Origin of the sequence: Parvibaculum sp., assembly GCF_002684405.1 — a bacterium.
Taxonomy (GTDB): domain Bacteria; phylum Pseudomonadota; class Alphaproteobacteria; order Parvibaculales; family Parvibaculaceae; genus Parvibaculum.
This window is the reverse complement of the sequence record NZ_NYVD01000075.1, coordinates 22,095-38,537: the sequence shown is the minus strand read 5'-3', so window position 1 is coordinate 38,537 and position 16,443 is coordinate 22,095. Positions and strand designations below refer to the sequence as shown.

Genomic DNA, 16,443 nt, shown 5'->3' with positions numbered 1-16,443 from the left:
GCTTCCAAGTTTGCCGTTCACCGACACTTAGCACAGGCGGGCCGGGTTTTACTGACGCAATCCGTCGCGCCACGCATCATGGGGATCGCTCAGTCGCGGGCGAAGTCCAGAACGGCATACCACGCATAGCCGCGGTGCAACCGCTCGAAGCGCAGCTTGGCGCCGTGCCATGCGGCGATGTCATTCAGATACATCTCCAGCTCGGCACGAGGGCTCACATGAAAGGCGGCGAGCCAGCGATGCAGCCCCGCCCGGAAGACACGCGGCAGACGCTCCTGCTGGCCGAAATCGACGATGTGAAGCCGGCCGCCCGGCGCCACCAGCGTCGCCGCATGGACGATTGCGTCTTCCCAGACCGGGATCATGGAGATGGTATAGGACATGAACACGCGGTCGAATTGCGGCACACCGAAAGCGCCGGCGGGATCGAAATCGGCCGCATCGCCCTGCGCAAATGTCAGGTCGCCGCCCAGTCCGGCCCGGCGGGCAGAGAGGCGGGCCTGCTCCAGCATCTCGTTCGAAATATCGAAGCCGTAGTAATCCGCCTGCGGATGCGCTTCGCGAGCCAGAATGAGATTGCGGCCCGTCCCGCACCCTACTTCGAGCACGGAACCGCCTCGGGGCGGCGCGAGGTCCTCGATCAACCGGTCGCGCCCGAGAAGGTAGTAGCGCCGGGTGACGTCGTAGAAGTGCCGCTGACGGCGATAGACGCTGTCCATCAAGGCGTCATGCGGCACGCCTCCATCATGAAGCGACAGGCCGGTCATGGCTCAGCTCTCCAGCTCGTAGAGATGGAACCCGCCATAGATCGAAGACCGGTCCTGCCTGGTGAAGCGGGCCGACTCCGCCTCGCGGTAGTGCCAGCGAGACAGAATATCGTCGGCGACACGACCCGGCAGCAATGTCGGTTCGGCGGCGGTGCGGAAGATCACCCGTGCGCCGGGCTTTGCGGTGCGCGTAATCTGCTCCCAAAGGTCGTTGAGCTGCTCGTCCGTCATCCAGTCCTGCGCGTCCAGCAGGACATATCGGTCGGCGCTGGCATCGGGTTCGGCACGCAGGAACTCGGTGAAGGATTTGTTCAGAACGTCCACACGTTCGGCCCGCGCCTGCAGGGCGGAGAAATTTTCCCGCTTGAGGTAAGGCGGCAGAGAGCCCGCGCTATCGGGGCCATAGTGCCGCGCGAAAGCCTGCCAGGCGAAATAATTGTCCGCGATGGGGAAATCGCAGGTGAGCGTTTCGAGGCGCTCGCGAAGGACCTCGCGCATTTCACGGCCACCCGCCAGCGCCTCATATTGCGAGGGCGGAATACCGAGACCGTAAAGCGAGGCCGGCTTGGAGGTGATCCAGGCCACGAGCTTGCGATCGAAAAGCGGCGCGAGCTTCTCGTCGAAATAGCGCCGCTGCTCTTCCATGGATTTCAGGTCGAGGATCTCGGCAAGTTTCACGCCGTAGACTTTCGCAGCGAGATGGGCCGCGCCGATAAAGGAGCCCAGAAGCCCGTGCCGGTAGAAACCGCGCGCGAAAAGAGAGATGCGACGGCGGCCCGAAATCGAGCGCTTTTCCCAATAGCGCCTTGTCTCGGGGTCGAGATTGTCGCGCAGGAAGGTCTCGTAGAATCCGATATTCTCGCTGCTATCGGCATCGCCGAAGAAACGGCGGAAATGTTCATAGCTCGGCAGACGAAGAGCCGCTTCGCGTTTCAGCTTGTTAAGCGCGATATGGGCCGGATTGAGATCGAGCGCGGTGATGCGTCCGGGGTCTGCCGCGAGATAGGACATCACATTGCAGCCACCCGATGCGATCGCCACGACATGCTGTCCCGGCTCGATCGCCATCGCTTCCATATCCACTTCCGGGTCTTCCCATATCTGGGGATAGACGAGACCGGTGAAGAGAAGCGTGAAGAGCCGCTCGGTCAAACCTTCGCGCGACACGGGCTTGTGGCGATGCACGGCATGGCCCAGCCGCTCCTTGGGATTGCGGTATTCGACGACGACAGCAGGATCTGACACGGCAGCCGGTTCCTTTCGGACTGATGGAATCAGGTGAGTGCACCTGTCCTGCTAGTACCGGCAAACGATGAAAGTGATGTGACGCTTCAAAGACGGAGCCCGGACCGCCCCAGAAACAATGAGCCCCGGCACGATCATACATACGTGCCGGGGCCTTTTGTCCGGTGCCGGTGGAGGTCCCGCCAGGGCGGGCGGCCCGGATTGCGATTTTGCGAAACCGCCTAGCGGGAGCCCATCCGACGGATGGAGCTGGGCGTGTAGTCGTTCGCCTTCAGTTCATCGGCGAAGAAATTGACCATCGGCTCCTCATTATTGAGGGCCGAGGCCAGGTAGCGGCTCCCTTTGAGGTCGTAGTCCATCTGACCGGCATAGCCGCACAGAGGCACGTTGTAGGCGGTCGTCCCCTGCAGTTCCTCGACACGCCAGAGGTCGCCGCGCCCGTCATACATTTCCGCCGATGCGATCTGCCAGGAATCCTCGTCGATATGGAAGACGCGACGATGATAGACATGGCGCGTGTCGGACTTCAGATCCGCCTCGATCTCCCAGAGACGACGCTTTTCGTAGCGCAGAAGATCCTGATTGAGATGGCGCGCCTTGATGAGGTCCTTATATTTGGCGAGCGCCATATCGTAGTTGTTCTCCGCGGCAAAACGCTCGTTCTTGCCGAGAACGGTCCAGGTGTAGCGCTCCAGCGACCCGTTGTATCCGTCGAAACTGTCGGCGGTGGAAAGTCCGTCCGTATTCACGCCCGGATTGTCGAACGCGATATTGGGAGCGCGGCGTACGCGGCGCGTCCCGGGGCTGTACTGCCATGCCTGGCGCGGCTTCTTGGCGGAGTTGATCGCTTCGTGAACCAGCACGATGTTGCCGGCGGCACGGGCCGGCGCAAGCGTGCGGGCGATGTAGTATATGGAGGTGTTGTCCAGCTCCTCCGCGTTCCGCTTCGACGGATCGGACCACCAGAGAATGGCCTGGTCCTGAACGATGATCGGCGTATAGCCGCCACCGCTCGTCACCGGCATGGCTGCGAACTGACGGATCAGCTTGAAGGAACGATAACGCAGCGTGTGGTTCCAGATGATCTCATATGCATTGTTCGGTATGGGGAACGGGAAGCCCATGATGCCCTTGGCGACGCCGTTTCCGTTACCCACCAGCTGAGCGACCTTGGCGTTGCGCTTTGTCGCGGCATAGACATTGTCCGGCACTGCGCAGGTACGGCGGGTCTTATAGACATTCAGCTTGTAGTCATCGTAAAGCCTCAGCATCTCCGCCTGGCCTGGCGTCAGATACTTCTTGTACTGATCCTTGTTCTGACCGGTGACGGTGTAGAGCACCTTGTCGTCCGGGAACGGGTTCTTCAGATGCTCGCCATCCTTGTAAGCCACATTGGACGGAATGGTCTGCAGACCGCCGGTCCAGGCCGGTATGTCGTCGCCATTACCCGCCTTTTCCGCGCCGACCGGTGTCAGATCACTGCCAAGCCGATCGACCTGCGCTTGCGGAACATCGGCATGCGCCACGGCAACGCCCAGCGACAACGCGATAACCGACGCAACTGCGCCGTTGAGATACTTCATTACGGGACCTCCCCATACTGTTATCGACCCTTCGCCCGCCACGCGCAGGCGCCAACCGGCATGCGTCATGTCATGTGGCCGCCTCCTGCAGCCGCATCCCCCATCGCCATAACGCGTGCCAGTTCAGGATCCCTGCACGGGACCTTAGGCAGTGAGGCCAAGAGGTGAAGATGAAATGCCTGTTCGATTACAAAGCTCTTTCACGTCAACTCAACCTCGTCGCAATTTTCATGTATTCGGATTACATAGCTCGACATTCGATAACTCAGAATGCCTACTCCGTAGCCGGGCTACGCAATAACTGCGCTCGATCGCACGCGGCGAACCTTATTTAGTTCCCCTACTGAATATTTTCCACAGCGCGCCGACCGCGGGCCGCGCATTCCCCCTCCCCGGCCCGTGACCGCTCGTTTTTCGACGGCTCCAGCCGAATCTCACCCCTATCTTCCGAATCACACAAAGCCCCCCTAGAGTGAGCCCGACGCTGCGGGAAGGGAGGAGGAGGCATCTTCCGGCAGGCGGACCGTTTCCTGTCTTCCGGGCTTGCGCCGGGGACGGGGTTTCTGTGCCTTCCCAGCCGAACCCGGTCCGTATTCATGGCCTTATCCGCGACATCCAGCCCCGATCCAGAGACCGAGCCGATCCCGGCTGCGGCCCCGGCATCATCCGATGACATGCAAGGAGCCCATCCGCTCAGGCGGCTTATCCCCTTCGTGCAGCGTCACAAATGGCGCTTCTGGGGGGGCATGTCGCTCATCAATCTGGGACGGCTTCTGGAAGCCTTCATGCCGCTCTTCCTGAAAGAGGGCATCGACCGGATCGCGGCAGGCAGCTACGCCCTTGCCCTGCCCGCGCTCGCCATATTGGGACTGATGGTGCTTCGCTATATCGCGTTCAGCTTCGGGCGGCGTTTCGTCCGGGAGGTTGGGGTCGAAGTCGCCTATGAGCTGCGCCAACGCCTTTACTGGCATCTGGAACTTCAGGGGCCGCGTTTCTTCTCGCGTTTCACCACGGGCGATCTGATGGCGCGGGCGATCAATGACATCACCCTCATTCGGCAGATGGTGGGGCTCGGCACCCGGCTTCTTTTCGTCCTGGGTTTCTCCGGAATCATCGCCTTTGCCTTCATGTTCCATCAATCGGCCATGCTGACGCTGCTGATGGTGCCGGCGCTTCCTGTCTTCGGCGTGGCGGGCTGGCTCATTGCAAAGCGCATCTTCGGCCAGTCCATGCTGGTTCAACAGGGCTTTTCCATCCTGTCGGCTCAAGTGCAGGAAAACCTGAACGGCATCCGCACCATCCAGACCCACGCCCAGGAAGACCGCGAGATCGACCGCTTCGAGAAGACGTCGGATACCTATGCACGGGACTATTACCGGCTGATGTTCCTGAATTCGGCGCTCACCTCGACCATGCTGGTCGCCACCGGCTTCACCACGCTCGCGGTGGTCGGCTATGGCGGCCATCTGGTCATGTCGGGCGGTATCAGTATCGGCACCTTCACCGCCTTCATCTTCTATCTCGCCATGATGCTGGCGCCGATCAAGGAAGGTGGCATTATGGTCACGCTGTTTCAGCGTGGCGGGTCGGCTGCGGCGCGCATTTTCGAGATTCTCGACCATCGTCCGGAAATCCGCGACGAACCCGATGCCGCCCCGCTCGACCGGATCGGCGGAACGCTTACCGTCAACGGGCTTTCCTACCGGCATCCATCGTCCTCCGGCGACGCACCGGATGGCTGGCCGGCGCTCAACGACGTGTCCCTCAATATCGAAGCGGGCGAGATGATCGCGATACTGGGCCGCGTGGGCTCGGGCAAATCCACCCTGCTGCGCTGTCTCGTCCGCCTGCTCGACCCGCCACCGGGCACGGTCTATCTCGACGGGCGCGATATCCGCATGCTGCCGCTGACGCAGCTACGCAGCCAGATCGCTCTGGTGCCGCAGGATCCGTTCCTTTTCGCCGCGCATCTGCAGCAGAATATTTCCTACGACAATCCCTCGCGAGAAGCCGAGGCGGTATGGGGCGCGGCGGAAGCGGCCGATCTCGAAACCACGATCAAGCGCTTTCCCGAGCGGCTCGAAACCATGGTCGGCGAGCGCGGCGTCACCTTGTCGGGCGGACAGAAGCAGCGCGCAAGCCTGGCCCGCGGCCTGATCCGGGAAACGCCGGTGCTTCTGCTCGACGATTGCTTCTCGTCGGTGGATACCGAGACGGAAGAGTTCATCCTCTCCCGTCTGAAGACACTCAGAAAAGGCCGCACCACGATGATGGTATCGCACCGCGTTTCCACCGCGCGCCATGCGGACCGCATCGTTGTGCTCGAGGATGGCCGCGTCGCGGAGACCGGTACGCATAGCGAGCTTCTTGCCCGCAACGGTCTATATGCCGCGCTCGAACGTGCGCAAGGACAGCGCGCCTCGCTTGAAGACGACCTTGGCCGGCAGGAAGGGGAGGAACCGTCATGAGTACGGTCGACCGGATGACGCCGGAACAGGAAAAGCCCAAGCGCGACTATTCCGTCTTCGAAGACGATATCGAAACGACCGGCGTCGACTTTGCCTTGCTGAAACGGCTTTTCAGCTGGATGAAGCCCTATCGGACGCAAGGCTTCATTGCCATCGGTCTGGTGCTGCTGTCTGCCAGCGCCGCGGTCCTTGCTCCCGTCGTCATCAGCCGCGTTGTGGTGGACGGCATCCTGCTGCCCGAATCCGGCACGACCGCCCCCGATTTCGGCCAGAAGGCGCTGAACGGTTTCCTCGCGTCGTCGCTCTCGCTTCATCCGCTCATTACCGCCTGCATGCTCTTTGCTGTGTGGACAGTCTTGTGGGCCGTGTTCAGCCATGGCTTCCGCATCATGCTGGCGCGCACCGTGCTCCATGCGCTGCGCGATCTCCGGCGCGATCTCTTCGCACATCTGGAGCGGCTGCCCTCGAGCTTCTACGACCGCGTCGCCGTGGGCCGGGTGATGACCCGCCTGACCAACGACATCGAGACGCTTTTCGAATTGCTGGCAGGCTTCGGCGTGCTCCTGGGCGAATTCGTGCCCTTCTTCGTTGCCGTCTCGGTCATGCTTGCGCTCGATCCGGTGCTGACCGGCGAACTGATGGTGCTGCTGCCGATTGCCGCCGTCGCCACCTATGTCTTCCGGGTCGCGTCACGGCGTGTCTATCGGGCGATCCGGTCCTCGCTTTCGCGCCTTAACGAGAACATGCAGGAAAACCTTTCCGGCATCGAAGTCGTGCAGCTCTATGGACGCGAGCGGCTCAACTACGATCACTACACCTCCATCAATCGCGACAATCGGGGACAGGAAAACCGGGCAATCCTGATCGAGAGCTTTTACGGCCCGACCATGGACAGCATGGCCTTTCTCGCCATGTCGATGATCATCTGGTTCGGCGGCCATCATGTGCTGGGCGGAACGGCCACGCTGGGCAGCGTCGTCCTCTTTGCGCAATTTGCCGACATGATGTTTCGGCCCATCGTCGCCATGGGCGAACAATGGAACGTACTTTTCCGGGCGATGGCGAGTTCGGAGCGCATCTTCCAGGCGCTGGACTGGGACGAGGCGCTGGCTGAACCGTCGAAGCCCCGGCATCTTCCCGAAAAGCTCGAGGGCCGCGTCACTTTCGATCATCTCACTTTCGGCTACTCACCCGACAACACGATCCTCAAGGATGTCAGCTTCGCCATCGAGCCGGGCGAGAAGGTTGCGATCGTCGGCCCCACGGGCTCGGGCAAGACGAGCCTTATCCGGCTGCTCTGCCGCTTCTACGATGTGACGCCAGGATCGATCCTGATCGACGGAATAGACATCATGCAGGTCCTGCCTGCCGAGATCCGAACGCGGATCGGCGTCGTTTTGCAGGACTTCCATATCTTTTCGGGCAGCGTTTACGAGAATATCGCACTCGGACATCCAGCCATCACGCGCGAAGCGGCGGAACGCGCGGCCCGGATGGTGCATGCCGATCCCTTCATCCGCGCCCTGCCGCAGGGATACGACACGGTGCTGACGGAGCGCGGGCGCAATCTCAGCCATGGCCAGCGCCAGCTTCTGGCGTTCGCACGCGTGCTGGCAATGAACCCGGAAATCCTGATCCTCGACGAGGCGACGGCGAGCATCGACACGGAAACGGAGATCGTCATTCAGGATGCGTTGCGCGAACTGACGCGCGGGCGCACCTCTATCATCATCGCGCATCGCCTGCAGACGATCCGGGAGGCCGACAAGATCGTGGTGCTCACCCATGGCGAAGTGCGCGAGATCGGCAGCCATGAGGAACTCATGGCGCTGGGCGGTCTCTACAAGACGCTTTACGAACTTCAGGTGCAGGATGTCAGCGGCGAGGCCTAGGACCGGCGCTCAGAACGCACCCTTTTCGATGCGCATGACATCGGGGCGCTGCGGATCGAGTACGTAGGACAGCCTCAGAATATAGGCTTTCTTCGTCCCGCCCTTGCCGTCGCCGATCGTTGCCGGTTCGTCGGTTTCATCTTCTGCGGCCTTCGCCGCCGAGACGGGATCGCCCTTCTTCGCATCGCTTGCGGCCGCGCGGTTCTCGGTATCCGCCTCGCGATAGACGATCTGCACCAGACGGTTCTTCGTGTCGGTTGCACGGAAGACGAGGATGCCGCCATTGCGCAAGCGGCGGTCGGCCACTTGTCGTTTCGGGTCGAAGCCGAGTTTCGAGAAATAGGATTTCAGCATCACTGCCGTTTTGGCGACCTGCATGCCTTTCGCCTGGGCTGAAACCGGCGTTCCCCAGATGATATTCACCTGGGTCAGACCCTTGGACTTGTAGCCGATGATGTAACCGATCCGGGCGGCGCCGGTGTCCGGCAAGAGGTTTTCGGTACGGATCACGAGCGCGCGCGTGCCGGTGGCAAGATTGTCCCGTACAAGGATTTTGTCCTGGCCGATCCCGAAATCCTTCTTGATCGCCGCACGGATCGCCTTCTCGTCGTCGCCGAATTCGGCGGAACGGAAACCATAGACGCTTGCTGTTGTCGCGGGCTGCGCCTGCTGCCCTGCCCCGCTCGCTGCCGTCATCGCGAGGGCACTGCTGCGGTCGGAAACTTTCTGTGCGTCGGCGGAGTTGTATCCGACGAATGCGGCGGCGCCGATCACCATGACCGCCATCAGCCCGGCGAGACCGATGAACTGCGGCTTTACGCGCATCGCCTTTTTCCGTGGCCGGGCCGTTCTGGATTCCGTGTCTTGCACCATTCAGGCCGCTCCCGTCGCCGTGTTTCTCATCGCGACAGGTCTATCACGCAGGCGCAGGCCCGCTCATGCCGAATGTGCCGTTGTGGGGCGGGAGAATGATCCGGAACCGATGGATTTTTCACCCATCCGAAGCTTCAATGTTGGAGAGCATGGACTTCAATGCGTCGTCGAGCTTCCTGATCTGCTTTTCATTCGCACCGGATTGCTTCCACAGCTTGCCCTGACTTTCCAGAATCGCGTGGATCACATCTTCGCTTAGCGCCTTGCCCTTTTCAGTGAGGCGGATGTTCTTGCCTCGCTTGTCCTCCGCATCCGGCATAAGCTCGATCAGTCCCTTCTCCGAAAGGGATTTCAGGGCCCGCGTCATACCGCCCGAGGTGATCAGAAGATGACGGGACAGGACAGAAGGCCGAACCGGCTCGTCCGTGGACATCTTGCGCAATGTGGCCAGCGCATCGACCTCGACGCCGGAAAGGCCGAATTTACGGATCTGGACATTGGCAACCTGCCGCATAAGGCCCTGCAGCCTCAAAAGCCGGATCACCAGCCTGTGCGCGGGCGTGTCGACCTCCGGCCAATTCGAGGCCTGCTCGCTCAGCAGCGTTTCCGTATCTTCCCTATTTTCCTTCACGCCCCTCTTGCACTCCCTCTAATTTCAACTAAATTTCACTTGCAAGAAAGCTTTCTTGCAAGCATTTTAAAGTTGAATTGGCGGCTGGCAATAGCTCCTTTTGCCGGCCCTTCGCCGCCCCCCAAAGTTCTGCGGCCTTCCTGCCTGCCCGGCGCGCCTGTCTGCCGCCCTGCATAAAGGCATATCTCGGCCCCCAAAAGGCACCCTGGACCAAGGAAAACTATATGCGTCACCTCCCCATCGCTGCATTTATTCTCTGCGCCGCTGGGCTTTCCGTAGCGTCACCGGCGTCTGCCCAGCAGATGCCGGGCGGTGGTGCTCCGGCAGTCGAGGTTGTCTCGGTCCAGCAGCACGCCGTGCGGAACCGACAGGAATTCAACGGCCGAATCGAAGCGACCGAGAAAGTCGAAATCCGCGCCCGCGTCGAGGGGTATCTCGGCCCGCTTCAATATGAAGAAGGCAGCCGGGTCAAGCAGGGCGATCTGCTTTTCGTGATCGAGAAGGATCGCTACCAGGCCGACCTGAAGGAAGCCGAAGCCAATCTGGCCAGCGCGAAGGCGGAAGCACGGCTTGCAACGACGAGCTATGAGCGTGCGCGGAAGCTCGTCGCCCGCAAGGCGGTGGCTCAATCGCAGCTCGACGATGCGACGGCAAATCTGCAAAAGGCGAAAGCCGCCGTGCAGGCGCAGGAGGCCTCCGTCTCGCTGGCCCAGCTCAATCTCGACTATACGGACATCAAGGCCCCGATAGACGGCCGCATCGGCAAGGCCTCCTTTTCCAAGGGCGCATATGTAAGCCCCTCTTCCGGATCGCTGGCGCTTCTCGTCGCGCAGGATCCCATCGACGTCACCTGGCCCGTGCCGTCGCGCCAATATACGGAGCTGGTGAAAGACGGCGCGAAGAAAGAGAGCGTCAGGGTGAAGCTCCTTCTGCCGGATGGAACGGAATACGGGCCCGATGGCACCATTCTCTATGCCGAACCCAGCGCAAATGAATCCACCAATACCATCACGGTGCGCGCGTCCTTCCCCAATCCCGACCTGCTCCTCGTCGACCAGCAGCTCGTGACTGTCATCATCGAGAACCGCAAGGGCGAACCGCGTATCACCGTGCCTCAGGCGTCGCTCCAGATCGATCAGCAGGGCGCCTATGTGCTGGTGGTCGACAAAGACAGCAAGGCGGAGATCCGCCGGATCGAGACAGGCGAACAAATCGGCAAGGACATCGTCGTCACCAAGGGCCTCGCGGAAGGCGACCGCGTCATCACGGTCGGCCAGCAAAATGTACAGCCCGGTATGACCGTCTCCGCCCATGAAGCCAAAGGGGCGGAGGGACAGCAGTGATCTACGACCTCTTCATCAAGCGCCCCCGGCTTGCCATGGTGATTTCCATCGTGGTGACGCTGTCAGGTATCCTGTCGCTGCAGGTATTGCCCGTTTCGCAATATCCCGACATCGCTCCGCCCACCGTCTCGGTCAGCGCGAACTATCCCGGCGCCGATGCGCAAGTGGTGGAAGAGAGCATCGCCCAGCCGATGGAAGATGCGGTCAACGGCGTCGACAACATGATCTACATGAAGTCGGCATCCAACGCGGACGGTTCCTACTCGCTTACCATTTCCTTCGCCGTCGGGACCGATCCCGATCTTGCGACCATGAACACGCAGACACGGGCGGCGCAGGCGGAAGCGAACCTTCCGGAAGATGTGAAGCGGACGGGCGTCACTGTCAGAAAGCAGTCCGACGACATCCTTCAGCTCTACGGTTTCTATACGACCGGCGACAAGTTCGACCGATTGTTCCTGTCCAACTATCTGACGCTGAACGTGCTGAACGAATTGAAGCGCGTCGATGGTGTGGGTAATGCGCAGATATTCGGCGCCGCCGATTATTCGATGCGCATATGGATCGACAATCCGCAATTGCTCGCCAATCTGGGGCTCACCAATCAGGACCTCATCCAGGCGATCCGGAACCAGAACGTGCAGGCGCCTGCGGGTACACTGGGCGCCGCGCCGCTTTCCGACGATCAGTCGCTTCAGTTGACGGTCCGCACCAAGGGGCGCCTCAAGACAGCTGAGGAATTCGGCAATATCGTCGTCCGGGCCGAGCCCGACGGCTCGTTCGTCCGGCTCAAGGATGTGGCGCGCGTCGAGCTCAGTTCCAAATCCTTCGGCGAAAACGCGACGCTTGACGGCAGGCCGTCGGCGGCGCTGGCCATCAATCTGGCGTCCGGCGCCAATGCGGTGACGACGGCCGAAGCCGTGCAGGCACGAGTTGAGGAACTTGCGAAGCGTTTCCCCGAGGGCCTCCACTACACGAAGATGATCGACGGCGCCGACTTCGTGAACGAGATGATCTCCAAGGTTGCCGATACGCTTCTGGAAGCCTTCGCGCTTGTCGCCATTGTCGTCTTCGTATTTCTGGGCCGGTTCCGCCCGACCATCATCCCGCTGCTCGCGGTGCCGGTCGCGATTATAGGCGCCTTTACGGTTCTTCTCGCTTTCGGCTACTCGGCCAATACGATCTCGCTGCTCGCCCTGGTGCTCGCCATCGGTATCGTCGTCGACGATGCAATCATCGTGGTGGAGAATGTCGAGCGCGTGATGGAGGAAGAGCCGGACCTCACGCCCGCACAAGCCGCGCATAAGGCGATGAGCGAAATCGCCGGCTCCATCATCGCCATCACGCTCGTGCTGCTGGCGGTGTTCATCCCCGTGGCCGTCCTCCCCGGCTCGTCTGGCGTGCTCTTCCGACAGTTCGCCGTGGCAATTTCCGCCGCCATGGTGATCTCGGGCATCAACGCGCTGACGCTCACGCCCGCGCTATGCGCCATGTTCCTGCGGCCCGGCGAACCGGCGAGCTTCATGCGTCCGGTCTCTGCCTTCATTCACAAGGCCGCTGGGAAATATGCCGCTTTCATCGGCCGTTTCGTGCATGTCGCAACCGTCTCTCTCGGCGCGGTGGTGGTGATCGCGATCCTCGCCTTCCTAGCCATTCGCTATACGCCGGCCGGTTTCGTGCCCGATGAGGACAAGGGCTACGTCGTTGCCATTTATCAGCTTCCGGCAGGCGCATCGCTCAACCGTACCATTGCCATCGGCGACAAGGCCGTGGACATCATCCGCAAGGACCCGGCAGTCGACAATGTAGTCCGCGTAGCGGGTGTCGACATTCTGGGCGGCGGCTCCGCTCCCAATGCCGGCGTGATGTTCGTCAAGCTGAAGGACTATGCGCAACGCCGCTCGCCCGACCTGTATGCGCCAGCGGTTCTTGGTCGCCTGACGCCTCAGCTCATGGCCATTCCCGGCGCGAACTTCATTCCGCTGAACCCGCCCGCGATCAACGGCATGGGCCGGGCCGGCGGCTTCGAATACATTCTGGAAGCGCTGCAAGGCCAGTCGCCGACGGACATGGCTGCCGTCACGCGCGCCCTCATGGTCGCAGGAAATCAGCAGCCCAAAATCGGCTCACTCTTTTCCACATTCGACGCGTCGACGCCGCAGGTGCGCCTCGACATCGATCGAGACAAGGCGCAAACGCTCGGCATCACCATCAGCGATGTCTTTACCGAATTGCAATCGCAGCTGGGCGGCTACTACGTCAACGACTTCAACCTGTTCGGCCGCACCTGGACGGTCTATCTGCAGGCGGCGAAGGAATATCGATCGCGTATCGACGACATCAACGCCATTCAGGTACGTAACGACAAAGGCAAGATGGTGCCGATCTCGAGCTTCGCCACGACGCATCTCGATATCGGCCCGCGCCAGATCACGCGATACAACAATTATCGCGCCGTCTCCCTGAACGGCACAGCAGCGCCGGGATACGGTCTCGGCGAGGCCATGACTGCGATGGAGAAGATCAGCCCCGAAACGCTGCCTTCCGGCTATGCCTATGAGTGGACGGGCCTTGCCAAACAGCAGCAGGAAGCGGCCGGCCAGACGGGCCTGGTGCTCGGCCTTGCCTTCGTCTTTGCCTATCTCTTCCTCGTCGCTCTCTATGAAAGCTGGGTGATCCCCGCCGCTGTGCTGTCGTCGGTGGTCGTCGCGGTGCTCGGTGCCCTGTTCGGCATCTGGATCGCAGGGCTCAGTTTCGACCTCTATGCCCAGATCGGCATCGTGGTGCTGGTGGCGCTGGCGGCAAAGAACGCCATCCTCGTCAACACCTTCGCGCTGGAGCAACGCTCGTCCGGCGCCGATCTCGACCATGCGGCGACGCATGGCGCAGAGATGCGGTTCCGCCCGGTGATGATGACGAGCTTTGCCTTCATCATGGGGCTTGTGCCGCTCGCTACGGCGTCCGGTCCCGGCGCGGGCGCCATGGTCGCGGTCGGTGTGCCGGTTCTCTTCGGCATGCTGTTCGCGTCGAGCTTCGGGATGCTTCTTATCCCGCTTCTCTTCCACACCTTCCAGCAATGGCGCGAGAAATTCGGCGGCTGGAAACCCGGCATGGAAACGGTTCCGGGTGCCGAACCCGACGTCTGAATTGCTCCGCTCCCTCGCGGAGCATGAGCGGGCGGATCCCCCCTCTCCCCCTTTTGCGGGATCCGCCCGTTCTACCCCCTCCACGCCCCCTTCCCTTTGCATTCCTTCCGACGCGCCATGCTGCTAACCTCGATGACAAGAGGAAGGATCGGCGCATGAAAAGAATGACAGGCTATGCCGCGGCGCTACTGATCGCAGGACTTGCGATATTCGCCTCTGTCGCGGACGCGGAAACGCCCGGCGTTCCCGTCACGTTGAACGGCTACAGCGCCATTGACGGCGACGACCTCACCATTACCGGCGAGACATCGGCCCCAGACGGGGCATGGCTGATCTTCGCGACCTATTCGGTCGAGAAACCGCGTATCCGCAAGAGAAGCTATATGCTCGTGAAGAACGGCCGGTTTTCCGCGCAGGTGAACATTCATGGCTGGCCGACCGGTGAGATCGAAACCGACATCCATTTTCAGACCATGCTGCCCGAACGCGAGCAACCGGCCATCGTGTTCCAAAAATATGGCGCCAAAGGAGAACGGATGACGGGCAAGACCGTGGTGCAGGAAGGCGAGGCCTATCGCGCCGCCGTCATCGAATTACGCGCCTACAATCCCTGACCGTTCAGGCCACGAAGATTTGCGGACAGCCCCGCGCGGGATGCTCGAGTACGCGCAGATCGATTCCGTAAAGCGCACTGAGCCGTTCTTCGGTCAGCACCTCGCGCGGCGTTCCCTCCGCGACGATACGTCCCCTGTCGAGAATGGCGACGCGATCGGCATGGAAGGCGGCGAGATTCGGCTCGTGCAGAATGGCAAAGACCGACGCGCCGTCCCCGTTCAACGCTCTGGCGCGGGCAAGGATATGGTATTGATGGGTGAGGTCGAGATTGTTTGTCGGCTCATCGAGCAGCAGGTAGCGGGTCCGCTCGTTGGCGCGTGAGGGCCATATCTGTGCCAGCACGCGCGCCAGTTGCACGCGCTGGCGTTCGCCGCCCGACAGTGTCGTATATTGCCGTTCGCACAGATGTGCGACGCCTGCCGCATCGAGCGCGGCCTGCGCGATACTGACATCTTCCTCTTCTTCGGTCCTGCCGATATGGGGGCTTCGTCCCATCAGCACGACATCCATGACATCGAACCCGAAGCTCAGCTCCGATTGCTGCGGCAGCACGGCACGGCGGCGTGCCAGCGCAGCCGCGTCATGCGCGGCAAGCGGCACATTGTCGAGATAAACCTCCCCCGCATCGGGCGACAGCGTACCTGCAAGTGCCGAAATCAGCGTCGTCTTGCCTGCGCCATTGGGCCCGATCACAGCCAGAAATTCGCCCGGGCGCATTTGGAGCGACACATCGTCCAGAATGGTCTTGCCGCCCCGTATCACCGTCAGGCCGCGCGCTTCCAGCATCACAAACCTCCCCGGCCCTGCTGGCGTACAAGGAGCCAGATGAAGAAAGGTCCGCCGACGGCGCTGGTGATGACACCGATGGGCAGCTCCGCCGGCAGCACGATGAGCCGCGCGGCCAGATCGGCGACAAGCAGAAGCGATGCGCCGCCCATGGCCGCCAGCGGCAAAAGCTGACGATGGTCGGGGCCCAGAGCGAGCCGGATCATATGCGGCACCACCAGCCCCACAAACGCGATGATACCGGTAAAGGCAACCGTGCCGCCCGTGGCAAGCGCGGCGCAGACCAGGACCAACCGTTTGGCGCGCTCCACATCGAAGCCCAGGTGTCTCGCCTCCGCTTCGCCCAGCAGCAAGGCATTGAGCCCCCTTGCAAGCGCGATGAAAGCAAACGCCGGCAGGAGGACACATGGCGCGGCGAACAAAACCGCTTCCCATGTCGCGGAGGCAAGACTTCCCAGCATCCAGAAATTGAGGTCGCGCAGCTGCTCGTCGCTGGCGACAAAGACGGAAAGCCCGATGGCCGCACCCGCCATCGCATTGATGGCGATGCCTGCGAGCAACATCGTCACCACGTTGATCCGTCCACCGATGGCCCCGATCCGGTAAACGAGCAGGACCGTTACCGCCGCGCCTGAGAAGGCGGCCAGCGGCACGAGCCAGGCCATAAGAAAATGCGGCAATACCGCACCCAGCGCCGACGCGAACAGAATGACGCCGATCACGCCGATCGCCGCCCCGCTGGAAACGCCGATGAGACCGGGATCGGCCAGCGGATTGCGGAAGAGCCCCTGAAGCGCCGCCCCCGACACCGCCAATGCCGACCCGCTCAATACGGCAAGGCAGGCGCGCGGCAGGCGGATGGAGAGGAACACATTGGCCTCTACCGGCGTTACATCGACAATCCCCGGCAGCCCCACGGCATGCAGCAGGATCGAGACGATCTTGAGCGGCCCAAGCGCCATGGCGCCCTGCCCGGCCGCCGCGAGAAAAGCCACGACCAGCAACAAGGCGCTGACGACGAGCGCGAGGCGCTGACGACGCTTGCGTCCTTCCAGCCAGTCACCGATATGCGCGGTCGCGGCGAGGGCCATGGC

The 16,443-nt window shown here is 61.8% G+C and carries 12 protein-coding genes; 5 read left to right on the top strand and 7 right to left on the bottom strand.

The window, feature by feature from the left end; translation table 11 throughout:
* Positions 1-89 precede the first annotated feature (89 nt).
* The 3 genes from CMI59_RS06540 to CMI59_RS06530 form a co-directional block, all read right to left on the bottom strand.
* Complete coding sequence (locus CMI59_RS06540; protein ID WP_293326335.1) at positions 90-767, bottom strand: class I SAM-dependent methyltransferase; 678 nt, start codon at positions 765-767, stop codon at positions 90-92.
* 3 nt (positions 768-770) lie between these two features.
* Entirely contained in the window at positions 771-2,012 is a 1,242-nt protein-coding gene (locus CMI59_RS06535) for a DUF3419 family protein (RefSeq protein ID WP_293326332.1), read from the bottom strand.
* A gap of 221 nt (positions 2,013-2,233) precedes the next feature.
* Positions 2,234-3,595 carry a DUF1329 domain-containing protein gene (locus CMI59_RS06530; RefSeq protein ID WP_293326329.1) on the bottom strand — a complete coding sequence of 454 codons (1,362 nt, stop codon included), beginning with the start codon at positions 3,593-3,595 and terminating at the stop codon, positions 2,234-2,236.
* A 674-nt stretch (positions 3,596-4,269) separates the two neighbouring features.
* Here CMI59_RS06530 and CMI59_RS06525 point away from each other — a divergent pair.
* Positions 4,270-6,063: an ABC transporter ATP-binding protein gene (locus CMI59_RS06525; RefSeq protein ID WP_293326327.1), complete on the top strand. Its 1,794-nt coding sequence runs from the start codon at positions 4,270-4,272 to the stop codon at positions 6,061-6,063.
* Positions 6,060-7,955, top strand: a complete 1,896-nt coding sequence (locus CMI59_RS06520) for an ABC transporter ATP-binding protein (RefSeq protein ID WP_293326324.1) — start codon at positions 6,060-6,062, stop codon at positions 7,953-7,955. Before CMI59_RS06525 ends, CMI59_RS06520 begins: the two co-directional genes overlap by 4 nt.
* A 9-nt stretch (positions 7,956-7,964) precedes the next feature.
* Here the strand turns inward: CMI59_RS06520 and CMI59_RS06515 are convergent, their stop codons facing one another.
* Together CMI59_RS06515 and CMI59_RS06510 are read right to left on the bottom strand one after the other, a co-directional pair.
* Positions 7,965-8,780: a hypothetical protein gene (locus CMI59_RS06515; protein ID WP_293326321.1), complete on the bottom strand. Its 816-nt coding sequence runs from the start codon at positions 8,778-8,780 to the stop codon at positions 7,965-7,967.
* A 166-nt stretch (positions 8,781-8,946) separates the two neighbouring features.
* Complete coding sequence (locus tag CMI59_RS06510; RefSeq protein ID WP_293326319.1) at positions 8,947-9,459, bottom strand: MarR family winged helix-turn-helix transcriptional regulator; 513 nt, start codon at positions 9,457-9,459, stop codon at positions 8,947-8,949.
* A gap of 224 nt (positions 9,460-9,683) precedes the next feature.
* Here CMI59_RS06510 and CMI59_RS06505 point away from each other — a divergent pair, with 224 nt between their 5' ends.
* The 3 genes from CMI59_RS06505 to CMI59_RS06495 all read left to right on the top strand — a co-directional run bounded on the left by CMI59_RS06505 (position 9,684) and on the right by CMI59_RS06495 (position 14,562).
* Complete coding sequence (locus tag CMI59_RS06505; RefSeq protein WP_339613837.1) at positions 9,684-10,802, top strand: efflux RND transporter periplasmic adaptor subunit; 1,119 nt, start codon at positions 9,684-9,686, stop codon at positions 10,800-10,802.
* The gene (locus CMI59_RS06500; RefSeq protein ID WP_293326316.1) at positions 10,799-13,948 is read left to right on the top strand and encodes an efflux RND transporter permease subunit; all 3,150 of its coding nucleotides are present in this window, start codon (positions 10,799-10,801) and stop codon (positions 13,946-13,948) included. Before CMI59_RS06505 ends, CMI59_RS06500 begins: the two co-directional genes overlap by 4 nt.
* Before the next feature lie 155 nt (positions 13,949-14,103).
* Positions 14,104-14,562, top strand: coding sequence for a hypothetical protein (locus CMI59_RS06495; protein WP_293326314.1), 459 nt, complete (start codon positions 14,104-14,106; stop codon positions 14,560-14,562).
* A gap of 4 nt (positions 14,563-14,566) precedes the next feature.
* On the opposite strand, the gene CMI59_RS06490 is transcribed toward CMI59_RS06495, so the two are convergent.
* Both CMI59_RS06490 and CMI59_RS06485 read right to left on the bottom strand, forming a co-directional pair.
* Positions 14,567-15,349 (bottom strand): heme ABC transporter ATP-binding protein, encoded by a 783-nt coding sequence (locus CMI59_RS06490; protein WP_293326311.1) that lies wholly within the window; start codon positions 15,347-15,349, stop codon positions 14,567-14,569.
* A complete protein-coding gene (locus CMI59_RS06485) occupies positions 15,349-16,440 on the bottom strand; it encodes an iron chelate uptake ABC transporter family permease subunit (RefSeq protein ID WP_293326309.1) in 1,092 nt (363 codons plus the stop codon). Before CMI59_RS06485 ends, CMI59_RS06490 begins: the two co-directional genes overlap by 1 nt.
* Positions 16,441-16,443 lie beyond the last annotated feature (3 nt).